At 69.8% G+C, this 26,984-nt stretch carries 26 protein-coding genes; 10 read left to right on the top strand and 16 right to left on the bottom strand.

What is annotated here, in order from left to right; translation table 11 throughout:
• Window positions 1-86: 86 nt before the first annotated feature.
• Both FNH13_RS02445 and FNH13_RS02440 read right to left on the bottom strand, forming a co-directional pair.
• Window positions 87-917, bottom strand: a complete 831-nt coding sequence (locus FNH13_RS02445) for an ABC transporter permease (RefSeq protein WP_143781988.1) — start codon at window positions 915-917, stop codon at window positions 87-89.
• Complete coding sequence (locus FNH13_RS02440; RefSeq protein ID WP_143781987.1) at window positions 914-1,813, bottom strand: ABC transporter ATP-binding protein; 900 nt, start codon at window positions 1,811-1,813, stop codon at window positions 914-916. The genes FNH13_RS02445 and FNH13_RS02440 overlap by 4 nt, the downstream gene beginning before the upstream one ends.
• Window positions 1,814-1,975: 162 nt before the next feature.
• Between FNH13_RS02440 and FNH13_RS02435 the strand changes: the two genes are divergently transcribed.
• The 3 genes from FNH13_RS02435 to FNH13_RS02425 all read left to right on the top strand — a co-directional run bounded on the left by FNH13_RS02435 (window position 1,976) and on the right by FNH13_RS02425 (window position 5,858).
• Window positions 1,976-3,148 carry a sensor histidine kinase gene (locus FNH13_RS02435; RefSeq protein WP_143781986.1) on the top strand — a complete coding sequence of 391 codons (1,173 nt, stop codon included), beginning with the start codon at window positions 1,976-1,978 and terminating at the stop codon, window positions 3,146-3,148.
• On the top strand, window positions 3,145-3,876 hold the full coding sequence (locus FNH13_RS02430) for a response regulator transcription factor (RefSeq protein ID WP_228266543.1): 732 nt from the start codon (window positions 3,145-3,147) through the stop codon (window positions 3,874-3,876). Before FNH13_RS02435 ends, FNH13_RS02430 begins: the two co-directional genes overlap by 4 nt.
• A gap of 131 nt (window positions 3,877-4,007) precedes the next feature.
• Window positions 4,008-5,858 (top strand): acyl-CoA dehydrogenase, encoded by a 1,851-nt coding sequence (locus FNH13_RS02425; RefSeq protein WP_143781985.1) that lies wholly within the window; start codon window positions 4,008-4,010, stop codon window positions 5,856-5,858.
• Between the two features lie 62 nt (window positions 5,859-5,920).
• On the opposite strand, the gene FNH13_RS02420 is transcribed toward FNH13_RS02425, so the two are convergent.
• Window positions 5,921-6,688 (bottom strand): SIR2 family NAD-dependent protein deacylase, encoded by a 768-nt coding sequence (locus FNH13_RS02420; RefSeq protein ID WP_228266542.1) that lies wholly within the window; start codon window positions 6,686-6,688, stop codon window positions 5,921-5,923.
• 64 nt (window positions 6,689-6,752) lie between these two features.
• On the opposite strand from FNH13_RS02420, the gene FNH13_RS02415 reads away from it, so the two are divergent.
• Window positions 6,753-7,520, top strand: coding sequence for a helical backbone metal receptor (locus FNH13_RS02415; RefSeq protein ID WP_202878848.1), 768 nt, complete (start codon window positions 6,753-6,755; stop codon window positions 7,518-7,520).
• 117 nt (window positions 7,521-7,637) lie between these two features.
• On the opposite strand, the gene FNH13_RS02410 is transcribed toward FNH13_RS02415, so the two are convergent.
• Both FNH13_RS02410 and FNH13_RS02405 read right to left on the bottom strand, forming a co-directional pair.
• Window positions 7,638-8,465, bottom strand: a complete 828-nt coding sequence (locus FNH13_RS02410) for a carbon-nitrogen family hydrolase (RefSeq protein WP_143781984.1) — start codon at window positions 8,463-8,465, stop codon at window positions 7,638-7,640.
• A gap of 22 nt (window positions 8,466-8,487) precedes the next feature.
• Complete coding sequence (locus FNH13_RS02405; RefSeq protein ID WP_143781983.1) at window positions 8,488-10,443, bottom strand: cytochrome c oxidase assembly protein; 1,956 nt, start codon at window positions 10,441-10,443, stop codon at window positions 8,488-8,490.
• A 117-nt stretch (window positions 10,444-10,560) separates the two neighbouring features.
• Here FNH13_RS02405 and FNH13_RS02400 point away from each other — a divergent pair, with 117 nt between their 5' ends.
• The 5 genes from FNH13_RS02400 to FNH13_RS02380 all read left to right on the top strand — a co-directional run bounded on the left by FNH13_RS02400 (window position 10,561) and on the right by FNH13_RS02380 (window position 14,391).
• The gene (locus tag FNH13_RS02400; RefSeq protein ID WP_143781982.1) at window positions 10,561-11,430 is read left to right on the top strand and encodes a maleylpyruvate isomerase family mycothiol-dependent enzyme; all 870 of its coding nucleotides are present in this window, start codon (window positions 10,561-10,563) and stop codon (window positions 11,428-11,430) included.
• A gap of 226 nt (window positions 11,431-11,656) precedes the next feature.
• The gene (locus tag FNH13_RS02395; RefSeq protein WP_143781981.1) at window positions 11,657-12,265 is read left to right on the top strand and encodes a hypothetical protein; all 609 of its coding nucleotides are present in this window, start codon (window positions 11,657-11,659) and stop codon (window positions 12,263-12,265) included.
• A 232-nt stretch (window positions 12,266-12,497) separates the two neighbouring features.
• Window positions 12,498-13,133, top strand: coding sequence for a hypothetical protein (locus FNH13_RS02390; protein WP_143781980.1), 636 nt, complete (start codon window positions 12,498-12,500; stop codon window positions 13,131-13,133).
• Window positions 13,130-13,687, top strand: coding sequence for a DUF4352 domain-containing protein (locus FNH13_RS02385; protein ID WP_143781979.1), 558 nt, complete (start codon window positions 13,130-13,132; stop codon window positions 13,685-13,687). Before FNH13_RS02390 ends, FNH13_RS02385 begins: the two co-directional genes overlap by 4 nt.
• On the top strand, window positions 13,684-14,391 hold the full coding sequence (locus FNH13_RS02380) for a hypothetical protein (RefSeq protein ID WP_143781978.1): 708 nt from the start codon (window positions 13,684-13,686) through the stop codon (window positions 14,389-14,391). The genes FNH13_RS02385 and FNH13_RS02380 overlap by 4 nt, the downstream gene beginning before the upstream one ends.
• On the opposite strand, the gene FNH13_RS02375 is transcribed toward FNH13_RS02380, so the two are convergent.
• From FNH13_RS02375 to FNH13_RS02345, 7 genes are read right to left on the bottom strand one after another with little or no spacing between them, the layout of a single operon-like run.
• Window positions 14,283-15,791 (bottom strand): hypothetical protein, encoded by a 1,509-nt coding sequence (locus tag FNH13_RS02375; protein WP_143781977.1) that lies wholly within the window; start codon window positions 15,789-15,791, stop codon window positions 14,283-14,285. The genes FNH13_RS02380 and FNH13_RS02375 overlap by 109 nt on opposite strands.
• Window positions 15,792-15,851: 60 nt before the next feature.
• Window positions 15,852-16,949, bottom strand: coding sequence for a nitroreductase family protein (locus FNH13_RS02370; RefSeq protein ID WP_143781976.1), 1,098 nt, complete (start codon window positions 16,947-16,949; stop codon window positions 15,852-15,854).
• Window positions 16,946-18,085: a hypothetical protein gene (locus FNH13_RS02365; RefSeq protein ID WP_202878847.1), complete on the bottom strand. Its 1,140-nt coding sequence runs from the start codon at window positions 18,083-18,085 to the stop codon at window positions 16,946-16,948. Before FNH13_RS02365 ends, FNH13_RS02370 begins: the two co-directional genes overlap by 4 nt.
• On the bottom strand, window positions 18,066-18,545 hold the full coding sequence (locus FNH13_RS02360; protein ID WP_143781975.1) for a DUF4188 domain-containing protein: 480 nt from the start codon (window positions 18,543-18,545) through the stop codon (window positions 18,066-18,068). The genes FNH13_RS02365 and FNH13_RS02360 overlap by 20 nt, the downstream gene beginning before the upstream one ends.
• Entirely contained in the window at window positions 18,542-18,895 is a 354-nt protein-coding gene (locus tag FNH13_RS02355; RefSeq protein WP_143781974.1) for a hypothetical protein, read from the bottom strand. Before FNH13_RS02355 ends, FNH13_RS02360 begins: the two co-directional genes overlap by 4 nt.
• Entirely contained in the window at window positions 18,892-20,502 is a 1,611-nt protein-coding gene (locus FNH13_RS02350) for a phenylacetate--CoA ligase family protein (protein ID WP_143781973.1), read from the bottom strand. Before FNH13_RS02350 ends, FNH13_RS02355 begins: the two co-directional genes overlap by 4 nt.
• 38 nt (window positions 20,503-20,540) lie before the next feature.
• Window positions 20,541-21,128, bottom strand: coding sequence for a YybH family protein (locus FNH13_RS02345; protein ID WP_228266541.1), 588 nt, complete (start codon window positions 21,126-21,128; stop codon window positions 20,541-20,543).
• Window positions 21,129-21,292: 164 nt separating this feature from the next.
• Between FNH13_RS02345 and FNH13_RS02340 the strand changes: the two genes are divergently transcribed.
• The gene (locus tag FNH13_RS02340; protein ID WP_143781971.1) at window positions 21,293-22,939 is read left to right on the top strand and encodes an HNH endonuclease signature motif containing protein; all 1,647 of its coding nucleotides are present in this window, start codon (window positions 21,293-21,295) and stop codon (window positions 22,937-22,939) included.
• 37 nt (window positions 22,940-22,976) lie between these two features.
• On the opposite strand, the gene FNH13_RS02335 is transcribed toward FNH13_RS02340, so the two are convergent.
• The 4 genes from FNH13_RS02335 to FNH13_RS02320 form a co-directional block, all read right to left on the bottom strand.
• Complete coding sequence (locus FNH13_RS02335; RefSeq protein WP_165699983.1) at window positions 22,977-24,098, bottom strand: thermonuclease family protein; 1,122 nt, start codon at window positions 24,096-24,098, stop codon at window positions 22,977-22,979.
• Window positions 24,099-24,312: 214 nt separating this feature from the next.
• Window positions 24,313-24,768, bottom strand: a complete 456-nt coding sequence (locus FNH13_RS02330) for a VOC family protein (protein WP_143781969.1) — start codon at window positions 24,766-24,768, stop codon at window positions 24,313-24,315.
• 14 nt (window positions 24,769-24,782) lie between these two features.
• On the bottom strand, window positions 24,783-25,172 hold the full coding sequence (locus FNH13_RS02325; protein ID WP_143781968.1) for a hypothetical protein: 390 nt from the start codon (window positions 25,170-25,172) through the stop codon (window positions 24,783-24,785).
• Window positions 25,173-25,334: 162 nt separating this feature from the next.
• Window positions 25,335-26,927 carry a dihydrolipoamide acetyltransferase family protein gene (locus FNH13_RS02320; RefSeq protein ID WP_143781967.1) on the bottom strand — a complete coding sequence of 531 codons (1,593 nt, stop codon included), beginning with the start codon at window positions 26,925-26,927 and terminating at the stop codon, window positions 25,335-25,337.
• Window positions 26,928-26,984 lie beyond the last annotated feature (57 nt).

Below are 26,984 nucleotides of genomic sequence, written 5' to 3'. Positions count from 1 at the left end.
CGCCGCACAACAGAAGGACGTCAGCGGAGCCTGCCCCCAGGCTCCACTGACGTCCTTTCCCCGATGGGTGCGGGGCTACGCGCAGGTCACTTGACCTCGCGGCGCAGCACGCGCCACACCCCGATGGCCATGGGGACTCCAATCCACACGGCCACCGACACCGCGAGCTGTGCCCACTGCTCGCCGGTGAGTGCCTGCCCCATGGTCAGGGGCGACGTCGTCATCGTCAGATCAATCCACTCGTAGGGCGTCCGCAGCCAGCTGACGAGCATCATCAGCGGCAGCAACGTCGGCAGGGCGAAGTAGGCCACGATCGCCGCCGGAGTGTTCAGGAAGGCCAGACCGAACGCCAGACCCTGCAGGACATAGAGGACCAGCATCAGGGTCAGTCCGGCGATCATCCAGCCGTTGATGCCCCAGGGGGTCTCCGCGCCACGCAGGTCACCGAGCAGTCGTCCCACAGCGCCGAGGACGAGGGTGGCCACGACCGCGCCGAGTCCGATCAGGACGGTGCTGACGATCTTGGCCCAGATGACCTGGCCCCGGCGCGGCACCAGCGCGAAGGTGGTCATCGCGGTGCGCTGGCTCCACTCCTGGGTCGCGGACATGATGCCCAGCACCGGCAGACCGATGCCGAGCGGCACCCCGGCCGCCGCGAGGTAGGAGCCGTAGCTGTGGTCGCCCTGGTCGACGAAGAGCATGATCGTCATCACGACGGCGATGACCAGTCCGAGGACGATCAGGAACCAGCGCCCGGCGAGGGTGTCGACCTGCTTGCGTGCCTCGACCCGCACGAGCCGGCTGAACGGGATCGGCTTGATCGGTGCGTCGATGGTCGGCAGGTGGAAACCGCCAGTGGTCGCCGTCTGCTGGCCGTGCTGGGTGTCCGGTGTGGTGGTGCCGAGTGCGGTGCTCATGCTGCCGTCTCCTGTCGTGCGTCGTCCGAGGTGAGAGTGAGGAACATGTCCTCCAGGCCCTGGCTGTCCGCGCCGCGCAGCTCGGTCAGCATCACGCCCGCGGCGAAGGCGATCGAGCCCACGCGCGGGGTCTCTGCGTCCACGCTGAGCCCGCCGCCGGGCACCGGGTTGGCCTCGATCCCCTCGGCGACCAGGGCCGCCTGGAGCTTGCTGTCATCGATGCTGCGCACCAGGGAGCCGGAGGGGCGCAGCAGCTCCTCCTTGGTGCCCTGGGCCACGATGCGGCCGCGACCGATCACGACGATGTCGTCAGCGATCTTCTCGATCTCGTGCAGCAGGTGGCTGGAGAGCAGCACGGTGCCGCCCTCGCCCGCGAAGGTGTCGAGCAGGTCCCGCATCCAGCGGATGCCCGCCGGGTCCAGCCCGTTGGCCGGCTCGTCGAGGATCAGGACCTTGGGGTCGCCGAGCAGCGCATTGGCCAGACCGAGCCGCTGCCGCATGCCCAGGGAGTAGTTGCGCACGCGGCGCTTGGCCTCCTGCTGGGTCAGGCCGACGACCTCGAGCATCTGGTCGACGCGACGGTTGTTGATGCCCAGGGTCATAGCGCCCAGGGTGAGCACCTCACGCCCGGTCCGGCCGGCGTGCTGTGCTGAGGCGTCGAGCAGGACACCCACGTGGCGTCCCGGGTTCTGCAGTGCTGCATAGGGCGTGCCGAGCACCGTGGCGGTGCCTCTGGTCGCCGGGGTCAGCCCGGTCATTACGCGCATGGTGGTGGACTTGCCCGCCCCGTTGGGACCGAGGAAACCGGTCACCCGTCCTGCCTCGGCTGTGAACGACACATCGTCCACTGCGGTGAAGTCCCCGTAGGTGGTCACGAGGTTCTTTACCTGAATCATGTTTCTACTGTGCGGGACCACCGGCCTGCGGCGCATCAGTCCACAGGCTGCACCTGCGTCATACCTTGGTATGCCGTCCCGCGCCCGGTCCGAGACCTTTGACTGCTCGGCGGGGCAGGTGGGACGACCTAAGGTCAGGGTGTGCGACCTGGCCAGCCTGCGATGACCCTCTGGGGTGAGACGTGGCGGACCCTGCTCGCCGCGGGCGCCGGCCTCGTGGTGTGGCTCGCCTCGTGGGCGGTGATCGACCTGGAGGGACGCACCGGACCGGAGTGGTGGCTCTATGCCATCGACCCGGCCCTCGGGCTGCTCTCCCTGGTGCTGCTGCGATTCCGTCGGCGGTGGCCGTTGGCCATGGCGCTGATCCTGATCGTGCTCTCGACCGTCGCCACCACTGCCAGCGGTGCCGTGCTGGTCGCTCTCATCTCGCTGGCCACCCGGCGCCACTGGCGCGAACTGGCCGTGATCACCCCCCTCTATCTGGCCACCTCGTTTGTGTGGGACGCGATGTTCAGCCCGCCCGGTGGTCAATCCTGGGTCACGACCCTCACCAATGTGGTGATCCAGGTGCTCATGCTGATCGCCGCGATCGCGGTCGGCTACTCCATCGGTGTGCGCCGCGATAATGTCGCGGCGTTGCGCGAGCGTGCAGAGGTCGCCGAGCGGGAGCAGGGGCGCCGGGTCGAGCAGGCGCGGGTGACCGAGCGTGCGCGCATCGCCCGCGAGATGCACGACGTGCTGGCCCACCGGATCAGCCTGATCGCGATGAACGCCGGCGTCCTGAACTTTCGCGATGACCTGCCGCCGGAGCAGGTGCGGGAGATTGCGGGCACCGTGCGCGACAACGCCGACCAGGCGGTGCAGGAGCTGCGCGCCGTGCTCGGGGTGCTGCGCGGCAGCGACGAGCCGGACCAGCCGCGCGGGCCACAGCCGGACCTGGAGCACCTGGCCGGCCTCCTCGACGAGGTGCGCGCCGGAGGCACACCGGTCGTCACGACGCTGCGGGTCGACCCGGCGGCGGTGCCCGAGGCGATCAGCCGGCATGCCTACCGGATCATCCAGGAGGGACTGACCAACGCACGCAAGCACGCGGCCGGGCAACCGATCACCGTCTCCCTGTCCGGCGGTCCGGGGGTGGGTCTGGATCTCACCGTCGTCAACCAGCCCGCGACCTATGGCGGATCACCGCAGACCGACGAGGTCCGAGACAGCGGGTCCGGCATGGGGCTGCTCGGCCTGGCCGAGCGGGCAGTGCTCAGTGGTGGTCAGTTGAGCTATGGCACCGACCGGTCCGGACGCTTCGTGGTGCGGGCCTGGTTACCGTGGTCCACGTGAGCACCACGCCAGAGCCCCACGCCGCGGGACAGGACAGCACCGGCAGCATCTCGGTCGTGCTGGTCGATGACGACGCCCTCGTGCGCACCGGCTTGGGCCTGATCCTCGGCGGGGCCCCGGACCTCGAGGTCGTCGGGGAGGCGAGCGACGGCAGAGCGGGCGTGGACCTGGTCGACCGGGTCCGCCCCGACGTGGTCCTGATGGACATCCGGATGCCGGTGATGGATGGGCTGGCCGCCACCACCGAGCTGCTCGCACGCGACGATCCACCCAAGGTCATCGTGCTGACCACCTTCGACACCGACGACATGGTCCTGGAGGCACTGCGCATCGGCGCCCACGGCTTCCTGCTCAAGAGCACCCGGCCGGAGCACCTCGTCGAGTCGATCCGCGCAGTCGTCGCGGGCGAGCCCCGGCTGTCGCCGTCGGTGACCCAGCAACTGATCGCCCAGGTGTCCGGCGGCGCCCGGCAGGCCACCGCCAGCGCGGCCGATGCCAAGCGGGAGCGAGCACTCGGCCTCCTCGAGGAGCTGACCGATCGCGAGCGCGAAGTCGCCGTCGCGATCGGTCAGGGGTGGTCCAACGCCACGATCGCCAACACGCTCTACATGGGCCTGCCCACGGTCAAGGCCCACGTCTCACGGGTGCTGGTCAAGCTCGGCGCGGACAACCGCACCCAGATCGCGCTCGTCGTGCACGACGCCGGTCTCACCGAGGACCCCGCCTGACACCTGCCTCCCTTGCTTTTCCGCGTCCCGACGGGCACACTGTTACTGACAAGTAGGTACCGGGAGTATCGGGTACTTGGAACGAGCGGGATCACGGACGATCCAGCGGCGCGGCACGAGGACTGAGGGACATGAGCCACTACAAGAGCAACCTTCGCGATCTGGAGTTCAACCTCTTTGAGGTGCTCCGCCGTCAGGACATCCTGGGGCAGGGCGCCTTCGGGGACTTCGACGAGGAGACCGCGCGCGACATCCTCGCCCAGGTCTCCACGCTCGCCGAGAACGAGCTGGGCGCGAGCCTGCTGGAGTCCGACCGGACCCCGCCCACCTTCGACCCCGCCACCGGCGAGGTCACCATGCCCGAGGCCTTCACCAAGTCCTTCCTGGCCTGGCGCGACGCCGAGTGGTGGCGCTTGGAGGTCAGCGAGGAGCTCGGCGGCACCCGCGCACCCGCGTCGCTGACCTGGGCGGTCTCGGAGATGGCACTCGGGGCCAACCCGGCCGTGAAGATGTTCTCCGCCGGCTACACCTTCGCCGAGGTGCTGCGCACCCTGGGCACCCCCGAGCAGCAGGTGCTCGCCCAGCAGATGATCGACAACCACTGGGGCGCCACCATGGTGCTGACCGAGCCGGACGCTGGCTCCGACGTCGGCGCCGGCCGCGCCAAGGCTGTGCAGGCCGAGGACGGCACGTGGCACATCACCGGCGTGAAGCGCTTCATCACCTCCGGTGAGGCCCCCTTCTATGACAACGTGATCCACTTCGTGCTGGCCCGCCCCGAGGGTGCCGGTCCGGGCACCAAGGGTCTGTCGCTGTTCATCGTGCCCAAGTTCCACATCGGCGAGAACGGTGAGCTCGGCGAGCGCAACGGCGTCCAGGTCGCCAACATCGAGCACAAGATGGGGCTGAAGGTCTCCACCACCTGCGAGCTGCGCTTCGGCGAGGACGAGTCCGTCCCTGCGGTCGGCACCCTGCTCGGCGAGGTCCACGAGGGCATCGCCCAGATGTTCCACATTATCGAGTACGCCCGGATGCTCGTCGGCACGAAGGCGATCGCGACCCTGTCGACCGGCTACCTCAACGCGCTGGAGTATGCCAAGGAGCGCGTCCAGGGCGCCGACCTGGCTCAGATGGCCGACAAGGCCGCCCCGCGCGTGACCATCACCCACCACCCGGACGTCCGCCGCAGCCTGATGCTGCAGAAGTCGTATGCCGAGGGGCTGCGGGCGCTGATGCTGTTCACTGCGGCACAGCAGGACACCGTGATGATCGCGGGAGACTCCCCCACCGAGGAGTCCCAGATGGCGACCAAGGTCAACGACCTGCTGCTGCCGCTGGTCAAGGGGTGCGGCTCGGAGCGGGCCTGGGTGCTGCTGGGCACCGAGTCGCTGCAGACCTTCGGCGGCTCCGGCTTCCTGCAGGACTACCCGATCGAGCAGTACATCCGCGACGCCAAGATCGACAGCCTCTATGAGGGCACCACCGCGATCCAGGGTCAGGACTTCTTCTTCCGCAAGATCGTGCGCGACCAGGGCCAGGCCTTGATGCACCTGTCCGCGCAGATGATGGAGCTGGTCAAGGGCGGCGGCGCCGATGACTTCCTGGCCACCGAGCGCGGCCTGCTCGGCCGGGCGCTGGAGGACATCCAGGGCATGGTCGAGTTCATGGTCGGGCGGGCGATGGCCGCCGACCCGCGCAACGGCGGGTCCCCCGAGGCGATCTATGCCGTGGGCCTGTCCACGACCCGCTTCCTGCTGGCCGCCGGCGACGTTGTCATCGCGTGGCTCCTGCTCCGCCAGGCCGAGGTGGCCCAGGCCGCCCTCGATGCCGGCGCGACCGGTGCGGACAAGGACTTCTACCTCGGCAAGGTCGCTGCTGCGCGCTTCTTCGCGCGCGACGTGCTGCCCCGTGTCCACTCCGACCGCGGCATCATCACCCACGTCGACGACTCGATCATGACTCTCCCCGAGTCCGCCTTCTAAACCATTTTCAGAGGGGTTTCGCTGGTCCTGCCCGCATTTTCGTAGCGGTTTTGCAGGTGGCCTCAGGCCACGGCCGACACGAGAGCGGGCAGGACGTTGGCCGCGGTGCCGCGGATCGCGTGGTGGCACATGTCGGTGATGTCGGTGTCGACCGGGTTCACCTCGATCACGGTCGCTCCCTCGGCCAGGGCCATCGCCGGATAGCCCGCTGCCGGGAAGACGATCCCGGACGTCCCCACGACCAGGCAGACATCGCCGGGCTCCAGCGCCTCGATCGCGGCCTCGGTGGTGGCCACCGCCGCCTCGGGCAGCATCTCGCCGAACCAGACGACTCCCGGTCGCACGTCCCCTCCGCAGGCCGCGCAGGTCTCCGGGTCCAGGCGCTTGACCGGCTCCGGGGAGAGAGTGGGCTCCCCGTCATACGGCTCGTGGCAGTCCGCGCAGCGCAGCTCGGTCAGCGATCCGTGCAGGTGCGCGGCGACCTCGGAGCCAGCACGTTCATGCAGGTCATCGACGTTCTGGGTGACGATCGTGACGTCCCGGTGGGTGGCCAGCTCGGCCAGCGCCCGGTGACCCGCGTTGGGTGCGACGTCGCGGACCAGGTGGAGACGCCAGGCATACCAGGCCCACACGAACGGCGGGTCGTCCGCCCACGCGTCGGGAGTCGCGAGCTGGCTGGGGTCGAAGTTCTCCCACAGTCCGCTCTGGGCGTCCCGAAACGTGGGGACGCCGGACTCGGCGCTCATCCCGGCACCGGTCAGGACCAGGATGCGGCGGGCGCCTCGCACGGCGGCGACGACAGGCCCGGGCAGATCTATGCGCTCACTCACGTGCCTGTCCTATCACGGCGGCGGTCCGTGCCGACCGGAGCGGGCACCCGGCTACGGTGCTGGTATGCCGCGCATCCTCACCGACGATCTCGGGCACCCCGTCGAACTGCCCGGCGGACCCGTGCAGCGTGTCGTGTCCCTGGTGCCGTCACTGACCGAGGCGATCGCGGCCACCCGCCTCGAGGCGCTGGTCGGCGTCACGGACTGGTGCACCCACCCGGCGGATCTGGACGTCACGCGGGTGCGCGGCACCAAGAACCCTGACCGCGCCGCGATCCTGGAGCTGGCGCCTGAGCTGGTGGTCGTGGTCCAGGAGGAGAACCGCGAGCTGGACGTGCGCCGGTTGCGGGAGGCCGGCGTCCCGGTCTGGGTGGCGGTGATCGAGTCCGTGCCGCAGTCGCTGCAGGTGATGCGCCAACTGTTCACCGAAGTGCTCGGGTGGGGCGCTCCCGGTTGGCTGGAGCAGGTCGAGGGCCTGTGGGGGTCACCGGAACTGCCGCCGGTGCGGGCGTCCGTGGCGGTGCCGATCTGGCGGGATCCGTGGATGGTGGTCGGCGCCCGCAACTTCACGACCGACCTGCTGGCACGGGCCGGGTTGCGCAACGTCAATGCCGACCACGAGGACCGATACCCGCACGTCGAGGTCGCAGACCTGGACGCGGTCGGGGCGGACGTCGTGCTGCTGCCTGACGAGCCCTATGAGTTCACGGCCGACGACGGTCCAGAGGCCTTCGCAGCGACACCGACCCAGCTGATCAGCGGCCGGCTCATCACCTGGTACGGCCCGGCCATGCTGGAGGCGTGGGAGGCCCTGAGCACCATCGAGGGGTGACACCAGGGTCGGCCTGGACCGACCCGGCGAGGCCCGGACCGGACCGGGCCTCGCCGTGGGGGCGCGGCCCAGCCTGGTCGGACGCCTACCAAACCTCTCGGAAAATACGCTAGCCGCCTACGAAACCCCTCCAAAAATGGGTGGGAGCCGCCGGTCCGCCAGCACCGGGAACTGCTCGCGGAACTCCGGCACGACCGCGGGGTCGATCTCCACGGACAGCACCTCCTCGCCAGTCCCGGCCTCGGCAAGGATCTCCCCGCGCGGGTCGATCACCGCGCTGCGCCCGCCCATCTCCGTGCGCGCATGAGTGCCCGCAGTGTTGCAGCCGAGCACGAAGCACTGGTTCTCCACCGCCCGGGCGCGCAGCAGCAGCCGCCAGGCCTCCACCCGGGCCGTGGGCCAGGCAGCCGGCACCACGAACAGCTCCGCACCCTGGTCGAGCTGCGCCCGATAGAGCTCGGGAAAGCGCAGGTCATAGCAGGTCGACAGTCCCGCCCGCAGCCCGTTGGCAGGGGCTGGCAGGTCGAGCACGACGACCTCCTCGCCAGCCTCCATGAGCCGGGGCTCCCCGTTGCCGAAGCCGAAGCGGTGCATCTTGCGATAGCGCGCGATCCGCTCGCCCGCCGCGTCCAGCAGGACCGAGGTGTTCCACAGCCCCCGCCCCTGGGGGCCGGGCTCGTTCTCGGGGGCCTCGGCGATCGACCCGGCGTGCACGACGGCGCCGATCTCGCGGGCGGCCTGCGCGACTCGCGAGATGACCTCTCCGTCCACCGTCTGGGTCCGGTCCGGCCAGCCGCGGTAGTCGAACGCCCCGGCGCTCCACATCTCGGGCAGCACCACCAGGTCGTGCCCGGCCTGGGCCCGCACCAGTTCGACCACGCGGTCAGTGCGGTCGGGGACGGACTCGCCGTCGGCATACTCCAGTTGGATCAGGGCAATGCGCACGTCGGTCTCCTTCGCTCAGTGGCTAGCGCGGCCGGGGATCGTTGCCGTGCTGCGCCAGGTCTGCCAGGTGCTTGTTGTATGCCGCGAGGTCGGCATCGCCGTCGCGGTCCGCCTTGCGATCGTGTCGTTTGGCCTCGCGGTTGTCGCTGCGCAGCCAGTCCAGGGTGACCATCATCGCCAGCACCACGGTGGGCAGCTCGCCGATGCCCCAGGCGATCATGCCGGCGAGCTGCTGGTCGGCCAGCAGGTCATCCACGCCCGGCATGTCGATGGTCTTGAAGAAGGTCGGCGCCAGCAGCCAGTTGCCGGTCATCAGCGCCAGGCCGAAGAAGGCGTGTGCGGCCAGCGTGCCGATGAGGACCATCAGCCGCAGCGGGGCGGGCCACTTGGGCGGCCCGGGATCGGTCCCGGCCAGGGCCCACACGAAGGCATAGCCGGTGAGCAGGAAGTGCACCACCATCACCACGTGCCCGGAGTGGGTCGACAGGGACCACTCGAACCAGGCCGTGTAGTAGAAGGCGATGAGCGAGCCGAAGAACATCACGGCGGCGACGACCGGGTTGACGAAGAACGCGGCCCACCGGCTGTGCACGATCGCCAGGATCAGCTCGCGGGGGCCCAGGGTCTTGTCGGTGCGCGCCTTCAGCGCCCGCAGCGCGAGGGTGACAGGGGCGGCTGGCACCAGGAAGATCGGGACCGCCATCATCAGCGCCATGTGCATGACCATGTGCATGCTGAACATGACCTTGCCGTACATGCCCGGCGCGCCGCAGGTGGCATAGATGAAGATGGCCCAGCCGATCACCCAGAGCACACTGCGACGCAGCGGCCAGGCGTCGCCACGTCGGTGTAGCCGGCGGACCGCGACGAGATAGAGCCCGACCGCGAGCAGCGACGGGATCAGGAAGAGCCACATCGGCTCCCAGGCGGTGAACAGCTTGCCCAGCGTGAACGGCTCGGGAGTGGGGAAGCCGGTCAGCGGCAGGGCGGGGTCGGCACCGGTGATGTCCTCGATGACGGGCGGTGGGGTGCGTGACAGTGCCACGCCCAGGCCGACCGCGGCGCCCATCACGGCGAGCTCGGTGAGGGCCAGGCGCGCGAAGACACCGGGCCTGGTCGTGTCACGCTGAAGCAGCAGCTGGCGCTGGTTGTAGCCGAACAGTCCCAGGACCGCCAGGGCGAGCACCTTGAGCCAGAGGACCAGCCAGTAGGGCGAGGTGAGGTCCGCCAGGTCGTCGGCCTGCAGGAGCGCGAAGAGCACCCCGGAGGCACCGACCGCGACGTAGCAGGCGAGGGCGATGGGGGAGTAGCGCTGCAGCGTCACCGGCATCGCCACGCCCAGCACGGGCCGCAGGACGACGATCGCGAGCAGGCCCCCCACCCACAGCGAGATCCCGACCAGGTGGATGAGCAGACCGGTCATGCCCTGCTCGTGGCCGATCAGGCTGCTGCCGTGACCGGCGAAACTGATCGGCCACAGCGTGGCGATGGCCAGGGTGAACGCCCATGCGAGCTGGCCGCGGGTGCGGGCCCACGCCGCCCCGACGATGAGCAGCACCACCATGACGAGCTCGATCACGATCAGCCGGGTGATCTCCAGGCGCCAGGCGGTGCTGCGCAGTTCCGACCAGAAGGCCGGGTCGCCCAGGAGCAGACCGGAGGACTGCGAGAAGGTGAAGACCAGGCTCAGCAGGCAGGTGAGTGCCCAGGCGCCCGCACTGTATGCCGCGGCCACGGCTGCGGTGGACCGGCGCGAGGTCGCCCGGGCCTCGGGGGTGAGAAACGCGGCCACCAGCAGCAGCCCGATCGTCAGCGAGCTGGACAGGTCGTGCAGGACCCGGGCGACCACCTGGCCGTACCGCACGACCGGCCCGGTATCACCCAGGATCAACGGCTCGACGGCTCCCGAGATGCTGGCGATGACCACCGCCACGAGCACCCCCACCGCGATGACGACGGCGACCGGCACCACGAGCACACGGCGCACCTCTGGCCGCGGTGGGGCCGAAGCTGGGGATCGCAGGTCTGTCGCCACCCCTCCATGCTAGGTAGCCGAGGGCGAGAACACCCTCTCCACCCCCGCTAGTCTCCTGGTATGCCGATCCATCCAGCCCCGCCGCTCGACCTGGCCGGTCTCATCGAGGGATATCGACAGACGGTCCAGGCCGTCATCGACCTCGGGCACTCCTGCACGGCCGAGGACTTTGCCGCTCCCTCCTCGTGCCCGGGCTGGACCCTGCAGGACCACATCTCGCACGTCGCGGCGGTGGAGCACTATCTCAACGGCGGCGAGAACCCTGACGTCGACGTGAGCTGGCTGGAGCACGTGCACCACGCGTTCGCGGCCTGGATGGAGCAGGGGGTGCAGGCCCGCCGGGGACAGACCGGGCCTGAGGTCGTCGCCGAGCTGGAGACGCTCCTGCACAACCGGCTGGCGACACTCGCCGACCCGTCCCTGACGCTGGACACGCAGGTGCGCGCCCCGGTCGAGGGCACGATGCGGCTCAGCTCCCTGCTGAAGCTGCGCCACCAGGACATCTGGACCCACGAGCAGGACGTCCGAGAGGTGCTCGGACGCATCGGCAACCTCGACTCCCCCGCTGCAGCAACCTTCGTCAACGGGTTGGTGCGCCACTTCGCCACCCTCGTCCGCGACGTGCCGATGGCGGACGGTCAGACCGTGATCCTGGAGAGCACCGGTCCGGTCACTGCCCGGATGGGGGTGCGGGCCAGCCACGAGGACGGACAGATCACGCATCACTCGTTGTTCACGGGAGAGAGCGAGAGCGGCATGGGGCAGAGTGTCCACTCCGAGTCCGACCCGAGCACGACGATCACCCTGTCCACCGAGGCCCTCAGCCGCCGCGCGGCCGGACGACGAGCCACGGCCGACACGGCATACACCGTCGTCGGCGACAAGGAGTTGGCCGTGCGGGTGCTGGACGCCATCGCCTTCACCCCGTGAGCTCCCCCTCCTGCGGTCCTCTCCGTCCGTGCTGGAAACGGCCCCCCACTAATCAAGTTGCTTTGGGTAAGTAATCGTCGCAGAATAGGGAAGTTGCCACCTCGGCGAGATACGTCGGGGGCACACACCGGGTCAATGAAGCCGCCGCGTGCGATGGACCGACCTCACTTGCTCCTCGCACCGCAGCCCACGACCTGACCGAGGGACAAGACATGAGGAGTTTGCAGTGAAGAAGTTCAGTGTGATTGCCGTGGCGATGACCGCCACCCTGGCCCTGGGCGCGTGCTCCAGCGACGAGGAGCCGGAGGAGCCCACCACCGCAGAGCAGACCACCGAGGACACGACCAGCGACACCGGGACCGAGACCGGCGACACCGGGGCCGAGACCGGCGACACCGGGGCCGAGACCGGCGACACCGGCGCGGAGACCGGCGACACCGGGACCGAGACCGGCGACGCGGGCGCAGAGACCGGGGACGCCGCCAGCTTCAGCGAGCCGGCCTGCCAGGAGTTCTTCACCGAGGGTGGCCCCATGGCCGACCGCGCCGAGGCCGGTCGCCTGGCCATCGACAACGGTGAGATCGTCGACACCGTCACGATGAGCGAGGTGACGCTGCTCAAGAGCCGTCTCGACGCCACCGCCAAGGACGCCCCGGAGGACATCTCCGCGCTGATCCTGGAGGTCAACGCCCCGTTCGCCGCGGCCCAGGACGCCGTCAACGAGGCCAGCGAGGACGTCATCGACCCGGAGACCGGTGCGATCACCCTGCCGGAGATCGACACCCAGGCCTCGGCCGACGCTCAGGCCGAGCTGGAGACCGCCTGCGCGGGCTGACCTTGACTTAACTGGTCCCCCGGACCATGGCGGCGCCGACCCCTCGTGGGGTCGGCGCCGTTCTGTTGCCCGCGCCGTTCTGTTGCCCGTATGCCGTGCGTGCCCTGCCCGTAGGCCGTGCATGTCCTGCCCGTAGGCCGTGCGTGCCCTGCCCGTAGGCCGTGCGTGCCCTGCCCGTATGCCGTGCGTGGCCCTGGTCTGTCCCAGTCCAGCGGCGCGTTAATCTGTCGTCGTGACAGAGCCTGGGGGGATCACCGCGCGCACCGCGCTGGCATTCCTGCTGGCCACCTGGCCGCGTCGACTCCTGCTCTCGCTCGTGCTTGTTGCCCCCATGGTGGTGGCGGCCGCGGGCGGTCTCGAGCCGGCGGCGCCACCACCGCGCCAGGTCCAGGCCGAGGCGGTGACCGACACCGGCGCCTACCACGTCGTGCCACGCTCCTACTTCGTCTCCGAGCGGGTCGATGCCGGCAGTCTGGAGGACGGCGAGCGTTGGGTGGGGGCGCTGGCGCAGATCACCAACCAGGGTTCGACACCCATCAGCGCCGCGGTCAGCGACGAGACGTTCGAACTGCCCGACGACGTGCCGAACGACAGCTTCGCCAACCCCCATGAGGTGCTGCGCCTCGACACCGGCTCCCGCTTAGGCGCTGCGCAGCCCGGTGTCACCTATGAGGTGGCCCTGTTGTGGCGCACGACCGGGCTGGAGGACCCACCGTCGGAGCTCACCTTCACCATGCGGGAGACCGCCTGGACGCAGTGGAACATCGAGGCGGGCTTCTCGAGTTGGCGGGCCACCCCCCGGTCTCTCGATGTGAGCTTGCCCCTCGTCGACGCTCCGGCGGCCATCCTCGAGGAGGAAGACGAGTGAGGCGCAGGTGGGCAGTCGCCGGGATGCTCGCGGCTGCCGTCGCCGTCGGCGGCGCAGCCAACGCGATCGACAACAACTTCCTCGCCACTGGCTGGCACTCGGTGCAGCGCGGCGCGGAGGCCACCGACCTCACGGTCGGCAACTTCCAGGTCCACGTCCACGGCGCCTCGTCGTCCCCCGACCTCGAGGACGGCGAGGTGGTGACCAGCCCGGCAGTCTTCGTGGTGGTCGATCTGTCCTACGCGAGCACCGACGCCTGGAACACCCCCGAGGAGGTGGTGCTCATCGACGGGTCCGGTCGTGAGTTCACTGAGCCCTCCGGCTTCGGCTCGGCCGCGGGGACCTGGGAGGCGGGACCAGACATCTGGCTGCGCGGCACCCTGCTCTTCGAGGTGCCTGCCGATGCCGCCGACGACCTCACCCTGGAGTTCCGGCCCGATCGACCTCATATCCAGCGGCCCGCGGCGGTCCTGCGGGTCCCGCTCACGGTGAGCGCGGCCGCAGAGCCACTCGCTCTCGAGCGCGCCAGGGTGCTGGCCGGGGGCGAACGATGACCGACGAGCAGCAGACCGACGAACGCCAGCGCGACGAGCAGCAGACCGACGAGCAGCAGACCGACGAGCAGCGGCCACCGGAGCAGCAGACCCAGGAGCAGCCGCGTCGGGGCAGCCGGACCGTGTCCCGCCGCCACACCACCGCGCTGGCTGCCGCCGCAGGTCTGGTGCTGTCGCTCGCGGGCTGGGGATGGTTCGCGACCGAGCAGGCGCGCGAGGGCTGGTGGACCTTCGGGCAGCACGTCGCGGTCGAGCCGGATGACCAGGGATGGGCAGACATCGACACCGTGCGCGTGCGGTTCGATCACGCCGAGGCGCTGACGGAGGTCGATGAGGAGCAACCTCCGCCGGGCTTTCGCTATCTCGCGCTGGACTTCACCATCGACCCGGACCCCGCCCCGTCTGAAGAGGACGGCTCCGCGCCCGATCCGGACGCCCCCGACGCACCCACCCTGCCGCGAACGTGCGAGGTGCAGGTGCGCGACACCCAGGGCCGGCTCTTCCTGGCCGGCCGGGAGGTCCCGTATGCCGATCCCTACGACTCATCACTGACCTGCGGCACCGCGGACCCTCAGGAGGATCCGGTGCCGCCGAGTCAGTCGGTGCTGGTGCTCGTCCCGGCCGACGCCGAGCTGGTCTCGGTGCGGGTGGACGCGCGCGAGTTCCCTCCGGCGAGGTTCATCGAGTTCCCGCTGCCGTCCTGACCCCGGCGTCGACCACGCAGCTGCCCACGCGCGCCGAAGCGCATGAGCAGCCGGTCCGCGAAGACCGCGGTGAGCGCGACCGTCAGCACCAGGGTCAGCATCTCCGAGATGCCGCCGAGCGGCACATACAGCGCGTCCCAGACCAACTCGGTGCGCCAGCCGAGCACGAGCCGGGCCAGCCACCAGACCACCACGTCCAGTTGGGCGACGAGCGTGAACAGCATGCAATAGGCCAGCACCGGGGCGAAGGCCGATCGCAGCACGAGGGCAAGCCCGCCGGCGAGCGCACCAAAGCGGCCCTCGGTGTCCGAGAGCCGGTTCCAGGCCTGCCGCAGGGGAGCATCCGCCACCCGGTTGGTCAGCGCTGTCCAGCGCCCGCTCCTGACAGCCCGGACCACCTCGTCGGGACTGACGGTGTCGGCGATCTGCAGGCCGTAGACGATCACCGCGATCGTGAGCATCGAGATCGGGACCACCAGTCCGGTGACCACGGCGTCCGTGAGGACCGGCACGACGCTGACGATCCAGTCACCCAGGGCACCCAGGCTGGGCAGGTTCACCCGCACCCGCTCCCAGATCTCGTCAACCTGCTGGACGACGGCGCGGGCGGACCACCAGGCCGCCAGACCGCCGAGCACGCCGGCCAGCACCCAGGCGCCAAGGGTCATCCAGACCGCCTCGGCATAGCCGAGCACGACGTGCAGCAGGCCGCGGCGGGGGCCCTCCACCGTGGCCCACCGGCTCTGACTCACGAGACGGGTGCCCGCGGCGCGGACGATCAGGGCTGCGACCACGATGCCCAGCACGAGCCAGGAGGCGATCTGCGGCAGGGCGCTGATGATCGTCTCGGCGCCCAGCTGTTCATACAGGGTGCCTCGCACATAGTCGATCAGGTCGGCCCGCAGGTCACCACGACTCTCATAGACCACCAGGAAGGGCACGAGCACACTGCCTGCGGCGGCGACCACACCCCAGAGGTTGGAGTGCCGGGCCTCACGGCTGCGCACGACAAGCAGCATGCCCACCAGGGCGGCCAGGCTCGCGAGTGGGACGAGGGCGAGGGCGAGGAAGCCGGGCACGGCCCCCACGAGACCGGCGGCCACCGCGAGCCTGGACAGCAGTTCGTGGGCCAGCAGACTGAGGGCCGCGATGGACAGTAGCGGCAGCCAGTTTCGAGCCAGCAGCAGGGCCGTGGCGCGCAGCAGATCAGCGGACTCACGCAGGCCCAGGGCGTCCCTGCCCAAGGGGGCGTCCGGACCCGGCGAAGCGCTCGTCACCCCCGCCCCGTCGCCACTTCCGGACCCGTCGCTACCCCCGGAGTCGGCAGAAGACACCCCGTCGTCCCCATCGGGCAGCGGGTCGGCCGGGGCTCCTCCCTGCTGGCTCTCGTCGTCACTCATCGCGCGCAACTGTAGCGACTCATCACCCGGGGCCACCTCGGACCGGCACCTGCCGACGGCTCAGTCGGTCACCCGGGCCGAGCGCACCGGCCGGTGCCGCGGCTGGCCGAGCCGGAAGACGGAGTATGCCGTCCGGTCCGCTCCCACCGCCCCCTTCACCTCGGTGGCGGTGCCGGGGCAGTCCAGCAACTGGCTGAGCGGGTGGGCGGACAGACCGACCCTGCCGGCCGCGAGCCAGACCCGGAGCAGGTGCCGGCCGCAGTCGAGAACCTGCTCGTCGGTCAGGTCGGGTGCCGCGGTCAGCGCGACCACCGTCCCCAGCGGTCGGTCGGTGGCGGTGCGACCCAGCAGGGCAGTCAGCCTGGTGCGACGCAGCAGTCCGAGCACCGCGGGACGCAGGGCGAGGTTCAGGCCGATCCGCTCCCAGGACGCCAGCCCCAGGGCGGTGTCGGACAGTCCGTCGCGGGCATACGCGGGATCCCGTTGGTCCAGTCGCAACCACGCTCGCAACTCACCGGTGGCGGGCCCGTCAAAGGTCCAACGGTCCGCCTCCCGCAACTGGCTCTCCACCAGGTCGGGCGGCAGCACGAGCAGGTCCGTGAGCGGGGCGGGGTCGTCGGGCCGGTCCGGGCGCGGCACCTCAGGCCGCTCCGTGCGCGGCCCGAGACCATCGGGCTGGCCCGTGGCACGACCTGCCTCACGCGCGAGGTCAGCAACCTGCTCGGGTGTCACGAACGGCGATTCGTAGGCCGCGCGAGCAGTGCGCCGGGCCAGGAGCTCGGCCACCGTGAAGGCCGCGGGCGCCCGCCCGCCGGAGTCCGCGTCCGCTCGCAGTTCCAGTCGGCCGGCCAGACCCCGGCCGTGGTCGACCTGCCAGCGGGGGTGCACGGCATACCCCTCGTCGGCAGCGACGATGGAGATGGCCTCGGCGACGCAGCCCAGGGACAGGAGCAGGTCCCTGCGGGTCGGGTCGCCGATCGTGAGTACCCGGTCGGCGTGCCAGCCCAGCACGAGCGTGTCGGGACCATCGGTCCGCACGTCCCACGGCTGGGTGTTGTGCGCGCTGGGAGCCCGGCCCCAGTCGGCTGCCCGCGCGAGCAGCAGCGCGGCGGGAGTCACCCCCGCCCCGGAATCAGCGGTCCCCCCAGCTGCGCTCACGCCAACTCCTTGCGATAGAAGGTGACGCCGTGCAGCGGGCGCCCACCCAGCGCCGCGAACTGTGCTGCCGAGGCCGGGTTGTCCTCGCCGATGAAGGTGACTCGCAGCGAGCGGTAGTCACCGGCCTGCAGGTTGGCCAGGAGCCGGTGCGACAGGATCGACATCAGGCCTCTCCCCTGCGCGTGCGGGACAGTGCCCTTGATGATGAGCACCGCGTCGCGACGATAGCGACGCCGGGTCAGCAGCAACCGGACCTGATCGCGCCGCGCCATCCGTCCGCCCGTGGCCTGCACGAACGCGGTCAGGTCCGGCACAACCAGCACAAAAGCCGACGGCTCCCCGTCGACGGTGAGCCACAGCAGCAGCTGCTCGTCCAGCAGCCAGGCCAACCCGTCGGTGGCGGCTGCCAGCTCCGCGGCGGTGATCTGCGTGTAGTAGGGCAGTTGCGCGAAGCTCGGGTTGAGCATCGAGCGGAGGGTGCCGAGCTGCCTGGCCAGGCCGCGCCGTCGCCCATGGTGCAGCTCGACCCCGTCGGGCAGTGGGCCGGCCCCGCGGGCACAGACCTGCTCCGGGTCGTGCGCCGCCAGGTCCTCACAGATCCAGGTCGCGGCGGGCCAGACCGGCTGGAACCCGGCGGCCTCCCAGGCTGCGGGATAGTGCTGCGGGTTCCACGGCGAGTCGACGAAGCCCCGCTCGTCGAAACCGGAGGTGATCACCCCACCGGTCTGGTTGGGCAGCAGTGAGACCGGGCCCAGCATCGCGCTCCGGCCGGCAGACCGCGCGACCTCCTCGACGTATGCCGTGAGGCCGGCGAGCACGTCGCTGTCGGTGAACTCGGTGGCACCCAGCAGCTGGGTGGGGGCGCCGAGCTTGGTGTCCATCCGCTGGTCCGTGTGGACGGTGCTGCGACCGACCACCGAGCCGTGGGCGTCGCGGGCGAGCACGAGTTCGACGGGCCCGTGCGCGGTGTGGGGTCCCTCGCCCTTCCACCAGCGGCGGATGGTGTCCTGCCACAGGGGGACGTAGCGGTCCTGTGGGTGCAGCCGCAGCGGCAGGTCGATGAACTCCTGCACGTCGGCATCGGTGGAGACCGGTGTCACGGTGACGCCACCGGCCTCACCCGGTGGCGTTGTCACCGGTCTCCCGGTCCCGCTTGACCCGGACGACAGGCGGACCGACCTCCTCCATGCCGATCGGGGTGAACGTCTCGATGTTCTGCATGACGTTGCCCTCCGCCCGCCACACGCCATTGGTATAGCCGTGCGGGGCGGCGGTGTAGACCCGGATCCACCCACCTATCGCGTTGCGGGAGCCGTCGGTGACCCACGCCATCAACTCCCGGTGCGTGCCGGTGCGGGCGAAGCGCATCAGGTCGTCCATGGTGTCGAACCAGGCGATGGTGCCCAGCGTGAACGGTGGCTGCCAGTAAGTGCGGTGGCCCCGGTAGCCCCGCATCCGCTTCATCTCGCTGATCATCGTCCGGTAGCGCCCGGCGTGCCGCAGCCAGGCGACGGGTCTGGTGTAGCGGGTGCCTCCGACGAACATCACGCCCGCCTGGGCGATGTCCGGCGCCCTGCTGAAGTCCTGCGTCCTCATCGTTCCCCCTCTGCTGGCGGTGCTTCGCCGGTGCGCGGCGCCGTGGCGTGGAAGACCCGGATGTAGCCACCCGTGGCGTTGCGCTCGCCCACCACCCACTGCATGAGCTCGCGGTGCTGACCGGTCCGGGCGAAGCGCATCAGGTCGTCCTGGGTCTCGAAGAAGCCGAGGGTGCCCAGGCTGAACGGCGGCTCGTAGTAGACCCGGTGATAGACGTAGCCGGGCATCGTCTTCATCTGCCGCACCATCCGGACCCACCCGGGCGCCAGTCGCAGCCAGGCCAGCGGCCCGGTGTAGCGGGTGGCACCGACGAAGACCGCACCGGCGTGGCCGACCCTCGGCATCCTCATGCCTGATCCTTGCGCAGGTAGACCCGCTTGAGCGTGGTGTTCTCGACCTCGAAGGGTCCCGTGCCGTGGTCGTGGACGCGCACCTCGATGTCGCCGGTGCGCGCGGACTCCTCCAGGGACTGGGCGAAGTCACGGCTCACCCTGGCCAGATAGCCGACGATCCCCTGCTGGGCGTCGGTGGCCAGTGCGGCGCGCTCGTGCTCGGACGGGTGCACCTCCTCGCGCAGCTCCAGGTGGACCACGGGCTGACTGGCGGTGCCGCCGTCCCGCTCCTCCAGGGTGAGCGTGAAGGAGGCGAGCTGCGCGGCTCGGGAGGAGTCGGCATACAGCCCGTTCTCGACGTCCTGGGGATAGATGTTGGCGCCCATGAACGAGATCGTGGCGTCCTTGCGGCCGAAGAGGAGCAACAGCGGCAACTTCATCCCCTGCGCCTGCCAGGCCTGGCGTGCGGCGCTCTGCCACTCGGGACGGGTGCGCAGGATTGCGGCGAGATCGTGCCAGTCGAGGATCACCCCCTCATCTGAGATGTTGTAACGCAACTTAGGGCTGAGCACCGACGTCGAGGTCAGGGTGCAGAGGATCTCGCCCTCGTCGGTGATCTCGAGGTAGGTCTCGAGCGGGTTGTACTGGAAGATCATCGGGGTGCGTGACTCGTCCGGCCCGAGCACCACCTCGCGCAGCTCGTGGTCCTGCAGGAGCTGGCGGCGCAGCCACACGGTGAGCTCGGTCTCCCCGCCGATACCGATGGTCAGGTCGGAGGCGCCGTAGCCGGAACGGACGGTCAGGAAGCGCTCCTCGCAGTAGTCACGCAGCGCCTCGGTCATCCCCTCGCCGCCGACTAGCCCGTGCATCCGGTGCTGGTCCCAGTCGAAGCCGTCGGCGTCGAGCCGGTCGCGCAGGTCCTTCAGGAAGGGCGGGTAGGCGGTGATCAGGTAGGTGAAGCCGGGCCCGAAGTGGTTGATGGTGTCGACGATCTTGTCCAGGTCCGGTCCGGTGTTCTTGACCATCGCGATCTTGGCCATCGCGATGCCGGTGTTGGTTCCGGTCGCCCAGGCGCCCATCGAGTAGGCGTTGATGACGAACAGGCGCGGCTCGTCCTTCATCATCAGCGAGGTGAAGCCGGCGACGTTGCGGTGGATGTCGGCCAGTTCCTCGCGGCCACGCACCCAGTTGAAGGGCCGGCCCGAGGAGCCGGAGGACTCGTCGACCAGGGTCCCGCGCAGGTCCATCTCACCGTGCCAGCAGCGCGCCTCCTCGCCGTAGCGGGTGACGTAGTTGTCCTTGCTGGTCGGTGGGTAGTTCGTCAGGTCCCACCACGTGAAGCTCCAGTCGCGCTCCTTGAGGAATTGCTGGTAGGCCGGCACGTGCAGAGAGCCGAGCTGGCAGGTCATCCAGGCGTGCCAGCGGGCGAAGTCACCCATCCACGGCCGGTAGTGGGTCGCCGTGAGCCGCCACATCGCCGGGTGCACCTTGTAGAGGCTGTATCCCTGGGTCAGCACGCCGGTGCTCGCGCGGAGCGCGGTGCGGCGCACCACCTTCAGTGGCCTGCTCGTCCACACCCGTTCGCCGACGTCATAGATGGTCTGCCCCGCTCGCTGCCGTGCCATGCCGTGAGTATGCCGGTCCATGCCTCCTCCGACGCGACTCAGCCGGTGCCCGGTTCCGTCCGCATCGGCTCGTAGTGCGCCGGGCGTCGCTCGTAGTGCGCCGGGTGTAGCCCGGAGCCGTCGTCCAGCAGCGTCTGCGCACCGGGGATGATGTCGGTGTTCTGTGCTGCGACGGTGAGCCACCGCCCGTCCTCCTGGCGGTGAACGACGAAGGTGAAGATGCCCCGACGCTCACCTGGTTGCTCCTGCCTCGGCACCGGTTCTCCTCCGAGGTCACCCGTCGGCATACGACCCGCAGTGCCTGCTGGCGCCTCACGCCCGTCGCCCGCGGGCCTGCTCTGTCCAGCGACCCGCCAGCGGGCGTGCACCACCGCGGTGTCCTCCAGGTCGCGCACCCGCACCCGGTCGAGGGTCATGGTGCTGCCGGCGAAGATCTTCTCGAAGCCATACGCGTGGTTGTGCCGGATCTGTTCGCGCCTGGTCCACCAGAAGCCGACGACGTTGACGAAGTCGGCGTCTGCCGCAAACAGGGCAGCGATGCTGTCGGCGTCACCGCGGTTCCACGCCTCTGCGAAGGCGCGGGGGACATCCTCTGGTGCGTGCAGTTGCACGGGTCCTTCGCCCACCTGTCTCCTTTCGCCCACCTGTCGCCGCTCCCGGCATGTCATCCATCTCTGGCTCCGTCCACAGCCTGCCTGGGGCAGTCATCCCTGTCCACAGATCCTCGTGAGGCGTTGGGCGCCAGGCCGGGTGTTCCTAGTGTCGAGGCAACCGAGTGGGAGGGGGAGCCATGGCAATCCAGGGTTGGGCACAGCCGAGCGGACAGCCGCCGGAGTGGGCGGTCGACGACGGCACCAACCAGGCCTCCTCCCACTCGGATCCCGCCGCTGCCAAGCCCATGGAACACCCCATCGGCAAGCCCACCGAATATCCCATCCACAACCCCACAGAACACCCCATCGCGGCTGCGTTGACCGCGGTCGAGGGGGCGCTGGATGCGGTTGATCCGACGCTATGGCAGGACGTCCCTGACGCCTCACTTCGGGGACTTACCCGACGGATCGCGCGGTTGTCCGCCCGGCTCTCTGCTCATCACATCGCCGCCGCCCGGTCTATGGAGCGGGTGGGGACCGCCCGTCAGGCCGGAGCAACCTCCACCGGACAGCTGATGGCCAACGACTTCGGTGGTGACCGTCGCACGGCCGAGGACCTGGTCAGGACCGCCGGGATGCTGGAGGACTCCGGTGCCTCCGCGACCGAAAGCGCTCTCGGTGCAGGAGACATCAGCCACGACCAGGCCAAGATCATCGGCCGCACCGTGGCTGCCCTGCCCAAGCACCTCACGGAGCAGGAGCGGGCACAGGTGGAGCAGAAGCTGCTCGCCGAGGCAGCGAAACTGTCGCTGCGTAACCTGCGCCTGCGCAGCAAGCGGGCCCTCCAAGACGTGCGGCCGGACCCTGAGTCGGACGAGGACGAGGACCGCGAGACGGAGCGACAGGAGAAGTCCGCGTGGGAGAAGACCTCCTTCTCGCTGTGGGACCGCAAGGACGGCACCCACGGGTTCAACGGGATCATGCCCGACCTCCAGGCCCACCAGCTCCGCGCGATCCTCGATGCGCTGGTGTCCCCGCGTCGCAAGCACCTGGCCACGTCCCAGGCCGCTGACACAGACACGGATGGCGAAGGACTGAGCGGGTGCAACGACCACAACTCCGGCGACGGGACCGCAGGCGGTGCCAGGGCTGCCGGAACCGCGGGCGGTGCCAGGGCTGCCGGAACCGCGGGCGGTGCCAGGGCTGCGGGGACCGCGCCGCCACCGACCACGCCGGAGGAGATGACGCCCTACCCGAACCAGCTGGGGCGGGCCCTGTGCGGCCTCATCGAGCACTTCCCCACGGATGGGTTCGCCCAGGCCGGCGGTGCTCCGGTGTCGCTGGCCATCACCTTCGCCTACGAGCACCTCGCCAAGGAGTGTGCGGAAGTGGCCGGGACCCTGACCGATGGCCTACGGGTGTCGGCGGGTCAGATCCGCCGCCTGGCGTGCACACAGCAGCTGATCCCGCAGGTCTTCAACGGACGATCAGTCCCGCTGGATCAGGGGACGGCCAAGCGACTCTTCACCAAGGAGCAACGCAGGATCCTGGCCCAACGGGATCACGGATGCGCCTTTCCCAGCTGCGACCGGCCTCCGCAGTGGTGCGACGCGCATCACCTGCTCAGCTGGTCCGCCGGTGGCGCCACCAACCTGGGCAACGGCGTCCTGCTCTGCTTCTTCCACCACCACGCGGTCCACGACCAGGGGTGGAGTGTGCGCCTGCACCCTGGCGACGGGCTCCCGGAGTTTGCGCACCCCGAACACACCGAAGGCGTCTGGCAGCGCAACCACCGTTTCCGAGCCTCGACCGATCTCGTCCCGCAACTCGGCGCGTTCCCATGAGCCGGTCGGGGACACGTCAACCCCGTCCTGCTGTCCGCTAGGCGAGCGGAGCCTTCGTCTTGCAGTCGATCGGCATGTATCCCCGGCCCTTGTCGTCAAAGTAGGGTCCGGGCTTGCTGTAGTCGCGGCAGCCGGTATAGCCAGCGCCGGGGCGGTCCGGAGCAGGAGCAGGCGGAGGAGCCGGGGCAGGCGGAGGAGCTGGAGCCGGGGCTGGAGCAGGAGCCGGAGCAGGAGCGGGAGGCTGACGCCTAGCCTCTTCCTCTGCCTGGCGGCGCTGCTCCTCTTCCCGCTGGGACTTCTCCTCGGCCTCACGTTGAGCCGCCGCCTCCGCCTCGCGTTGCACCTTTTCCTCGGCCTCACGCTCGGCCTTCTCCTCAGCCGCACGCTCGGCCTTCTCCTCAGCCGCACGCTGAGCCGCTTCGTCGGCGCGCTTCTGTTCCTCGACCTTGCGTTCTGCGATCGCCGCCTCCCTCGACACGGCCTGGTCATGCTTGTCGCTCCACGCGGCATGGGTCGTCGTGAGGGTGGCGTCGATGCCATGCACCGTCGAGCTCATCTCCGCGATGTCGTCCGCGGTGTACCCCGCGAGCGGGACAACGCTCGAGTCGCCTCCGAGAAGCAACAGCAAGGCAGCCGCGCCACTCTGCTCCCGCTCAATCTGCTCAAGGAAGGCCGCGATCTCCGCAGCGGAAGCATCCTCGGCAGGAGTCGCCTGTGCCAGTTGGTCCTGCGCGGTCCGCAGTTGTTCCAGCTGTGCGGGAATCGAACACTCCGCGGCCGGGTCATACAGACCGAGCTGGTGGCTTTCTGCTTCGGCATGCGCGCTCTCGACCTGCGACAGGAACTGCTTGTTGGGTGCGAAGTACACCGGCACGCCCAGCCCCGCACGTGCGATCTCGGCATTGATCAGGACGTCATCCTTGAAGACCCCCGCCAGGACACGGTCGTACGGGTCGACGAGGTCGACGTCAAACTCGAGGGTGACGTCCCTGCCCACAGGGAGTTGATCAGCAAGGAACTCCGAGGCTGCCTGCCCCAGACACTCGACTGGCCGATTCGGATCCTTGCTCTCCGGCGCATCAACATTCAGCAGGCGGACTCGGTGGACCTCACCGCCATACCGCACGTCGAGGGTGTCCCCGTCCACCACCTTGACCACCGAAGCTGCCAGAGAACCCCCGGCCGTTGCCTCGGTTGGTCCCCCCAGCACGTGCACGGCTCCGGTTGTCACGACTCCGACGGATAAAACGCCAATGGCGATCTTGGCGAGAAGGCTTGACAATCCTGTCCCTTTCCCGAATGTTTGCTCAAGAAATGGTAAATGATGCTGCGGTGGCCCCGTGTACCACGACGAGGCACAGCGCCGGCCCCACTCAGGTGAACAGGCAGAACGGGTGGCCGTGCGGATCCACCATGACCCGCACGTTCTCCTGGGGCTGGTGCGGATGCTCGGTGGCACCGCACTCGATCGCCCAGGCCACGGACGCCGAGAGGTCCTCGGCCCACAGGTCGAGGTGAGCCATGACCTGCTGTGGTGCGGGCCCGGCGGAGACCTCTCCAGAGACCGAGGGCCAACCCAGGTGGCTGGGGGCGGGGGTCGGCCACGCCGGTGGAACGTAGTGCTCGTCCCACTCGAAGTTGAGAGTCATGTCCAGACGGCCCTCGACGGGTCGGATCTGCGCCCAGCCCGCGTCAACCGGCTCGCCCTCGCGAGCGCCTTCGGCGACCGTGATCTCGAGGTCCAGCAGCCGGGCATAGAACTCGGCGAGTGCCCGCGGTGCCGGAGTGCTGATCGAGACCGAGGTGCCCCGGATCCTCGGTGGTGTCATGCCTGCTCCTCGACTCAGCTCTGCGGCGTGCGGCCGAACCACCAGAGGGCGACCACGAACGAGGCCACCACGACCACAGCGGTGCCGGCGACCCACAAGCCGGTGTCCCAGTCCGCGAACAGCGCCAGGGCAACGCCGACCACGGCGACGAGCAGCGCCATCTGACCGGCGGTGCGCATGGCGCGGAACTGCGTGAGGCGCTCCGCCTGGTCCGCCTCGTGACCGGTGACCAGCCGAGCCGCTGGCTCCAACCGGCGCACGACCGAGTGCAGCACCGCATAGCCGAGGAACAGCCCGCCGCCGATCGCTGCGGCCCGGGGGTTGCCGCGGGACAGCGCAAAGAGCACGACAGCCACGGCGGCCAGCACGCACAACCCGACGAAGAGTCGATCCTTTAGCCGCACCCGGCGGCGCGGACGCGGAGACCGACCGTCGTCGGCTGCGCCACGGAGTGCGGGCACACGGCCTCGGGCGGTGGAGGAGTCCGCGCCGGACGGGCCCGGGTCAGAGCGCCGAGCGTGGGACGGGCCCGGCTCAGAGCGCCGAGCGTGGGACCGCGCCACGACTCAGCCCCAGACCAGCGCGCGACCCGGGTCCTCCAGGATGGCCGCGAGGTCGGCCAGGAACATGGATCCGAGCTCACCGTCGATGAGGCGGTGGTCGAAGGAGACCGCGAGCTGGGTGATCCAGCGCGGCACGATCTCCTCGGAGCCGTCGGGCGCAGTCACGACCCAGGGCTGGCGGCGAACGGCGCCGAAGGCCACGATGGCCGACTCACCGGGGTTGATGATCGGGGTGCCGGTGTCGACGCCGAAGACCCCGACGTTGGTGATCGTGATGCATCCACCGGACATCTCCGCGGGCTGCGTGCGACCGGCGCGGGCGGTCTCCACGAGGTTGGCCATCGCGTCGGCCAGCTGGCGCAGATCCATCAGGTCCGCGTCCTTGATGTTGGGCACCATCAGGCCGCGCGGTGTCGCGGCGGCGATCCCGAGGTTGAGGTAGTTCTTCTGGACGACCTCCTGAGCGGCCTCGTCCCACACGGCGATCATGCCGGGGTTGCGCTTGACGGCCAGGCACACGGCCTTGGCGACCAACAACATCGGGTTGACCCGCACGCCGCGGAACTCACGGTCGCTCTTGAGCCGGGTGACCAACTCCATCGTGGCGCTGACGTCGACGGTGATGAACTCGGTGACGTGCGGCGCGCTGAAGGCCGAGCTGGTCATCGCCTGAGCGGTCATCTTGCGCACACCCTTGACCGGTGTGCGCGTCTCCCGCTCACCCGTGCGGTCAAACACCGGGGCGGTGTATGCCGGGGCGCTGGCTGCGTCGCTGCCAGTCGCGGGCGTCTGCGGAGCCGCTGCCGCGGGTGCGGTAGCCGCGTGGGTGGCGCCGGCGGCTCCTGCCGCAGCACCCGCAGACAGTGCGCCGACAGCCGGGGCGGACCCGGCGACCAGGTAGGCGTCCACGTCGGCACGGGTGATCACGCCGTCCTCGCGGGTCGCGGGGACCGACCTCAGGTCGACCCCCTTGTCCTTGGCGTACTTGCGCACCGGCGGCTTGGCCAGGGATGGGCCCGCCGGGGCCACGGGCTCGGCCACGGGAGCAGGTGCAGGAGCAGGTTGCGCCACTGGCTCGGGCTGTGCCTGCGTAACTGCCTGGGCCTGCACCGCGGGCTGAGCCTGGGGCGCGCTCGGGGTCGCGGCCGACCTGCGGGCCCGGCGCTGGGTGGCACCGGCCGAGGGTCCGTAGCCGACGAGGTTTGCCTCACGGGTCGGCTCCTCGGGAGTGGCCTCGCCCGGCGCCGCCTGGGTGCCGGGCGCCGCCGTACCCACCGTGTCGCCGCCGGAAGAGGCCTGCTCACCGCTCGCGCCGGCCTGTCCGGCCTCGGCGCCGCCCGAGCCACCAGTCCCGCCGCCGTCGCCGGTGTCGATCACGATGATCGGCGCTCCGACCTCGACAGTGGCGCCCTCCTCGACGAGGATCTCCTGGACCGTGCCGGCCCAGGGGATGGGCAACTCGACCAAGGACTTGGCGGTCTCGATCTCCACGACGATGTCGTTGACCTTGACCTCGTCGCCGACCTTGACCTTCCAGGTGACGATATCGGCCTCGACGAGGCCCTCACCGGGGTCTGGCAAGTTGAACTGTGGCACGGTGCGTACTCCTAGGAGAGGGAGTGGTCAGTGGCTGTAATGGTGGCAGGCGTGGGC

This window comes from Ornithinimicrobium ciconiae (genome assembly GCF_007197575.1).
GTDB classification, from domain to species: domain Bacteria; phylum Actinomycetota; class Actinomycetes; order Actinomycetales; family Dermatophilaceae; genus Ornithinicoccus; species Ornithinicoccus ciconiae.
This window is presented reverse-complemented; position numbering and strand designations above follow the sequence as displayed.

What these genes read in the sequence shown, in the direction of transcription:
- FNH13_RS02445 (WP_143781988.1), bottom strand. Translation starts at nt 917, where the DNA reads ATGAGCACCGCACTCGGCACCACCACACCGGACACCCAGCACGGCCAG.
- FNH13_RS02440 (WP_143781987.1), bottom strand. Translation starts at nt 1,813, where the DNA reads ATGATTCAGGTAAAGAACCTCGTGACCACCTACGGGGACTTCACCGCA.
- FNH13_RS02435 (WP_143781986.1), top strand. Translation starts at nt 1,976, where the DNA reads ATGACCCTCTGGGGTGAGACGTGGCGGACCCTGCTCGCCGCGGGCGCC.
- FNH13_RS02425 (WP_143781985.1), top strand. Translation starts at nt 4,008, where the DNA reads ATGAGCCACTACAAGAGCAACCTTCGCGATCTGGAGTTCAACCTCTTT.
- FNH13_RS02415 (WP_202878848.1), top strand. Translation starts at nt 6,753, where the DNA reads ATGCCGCGCATCCTCACCGACGATCTCGGGCACCCCGTCGAACTGCCC.
- FNH13_RS02400 (WP_143781982.1), top strand. Translation starts at nt 10,561, where the DNA reads ATGCCGATCCATCCAGCCCCGCCGCTCGACCTGGCCGGTCTCATCGAG.
- FNH13_RS02380 (WP_143781978.1), top strand. Translation starts at nt 13,684, where the DNA reads ATGACCGACGAGCAGCAGACCGACGAACGCCAGCGCGACGAGCAGCAG.
- FNH13_RS02375 (WP_143781977.1), bottom strand. Translation starts at nt 15,791, where the DNA reads ATGAGTGACGACGAGAGCCAGCAGGGAGGAGCCCCGGCCGACCCGCTG.
- FNH13_RS02360 (WP_143781975.1), bottom strand. Translation starts at nt 18,545, where the DNA reads ATGAGGACGCAGGACTTCAGCAGGGCGCCGGACATCGCCCAGGCGGGC.
- FNH13_RS02355 (WP_143781974.1), bottom strand. Translation starts at nt 18,895, where the DNA reads ATGAGGATGCCGAGGGTCGGCCACGCCGGTGCGGTCTTCGTCGGTGCC.
- FNH13_RS02350 (WP_143781973.1), bottom strand. Translation starts at nt 20,502, where the DNA reads ATGGCACGGCAGCGAGCGGGGCAGACCATCTATGACGTCGGCGAACGG.
- FNH13_RS02340 (WP_143781971.1), top strand. Translation starts at nt 21,293, where the DNA reads ATGGCAATCCAGGGTTGGGCACAGCCGAGCGGACAGCCGCCGGAGTGG.
- FNH13_RS02330 (WP_143781969.1), bottom strand. Translation starts at nt 24,768, where the DNA reads ATGACACCACCGAGGATCCGGGGCACCTCGGTCTCGATCAGCACTCCG.